1 protein-coding gene is annotated in these 476 nt (G+C 54.4%); it reads left to right on the forward strand.

Features of this window, described 5'->3' with window-relative positions; genetic code table 11:
• A partial coding sequence (locus H8L32_RS27280) for a hypothetical protein (RefSeq protein ID WP_186951010.1) occupies positions 1-476 on the forward strand: 476 nt, incomplete at both ends.

A 476-nucleotide genomic window follows, 5' to 3' on the forward strand; every position in this document is an offset into this window, starting at 1 on the left:
CCATCGGCGACTTCAACGGCATCAAAAACATCGGTAACATCGAACTGACCAACGACACAGCAGTGACCCAAGTGTCCCAGATCCAGTTGAATGACACCATCGTTGATGCCCTGGTTGACAGCTACCAAGCTGCGAACACAACGACCCACGTAGAACGTCTGACCATCCGTGCGATCGACAACACCAACGTTGCCAACGCAACAGTCGGCGTGTCCATCGATGCTGGTGCACTGACAGCGCAATCTGCACTGGACGTGACACTGGGCCGTGGCGCCAACTTCGTGAGCTCCGGTGCTGGTGCTGACCGCTTTGTATTGCTGGGTAACTATGTTGCCGGTACCTACAACGTGACAGAAAACGGTGTGAACCTCAATGCACAATCCACAGCAACAGCAGTGGCCCGTGTAGTGACAGACACCATCAACCTGGGTAACGGTAACGATACACTGGTCACTTACGGTGCGATCAACCTGGCT

Source organism: Undibacterium hunanense (assembly GCF_014284335.1).
GTDB classification, from domain to species: Bacteria; Pseudomonadota; Gammaproteobacteria; order Burkholderiales; family Burkholderiaceae_D; genus Undibacterium; species Undibacterium hunanense.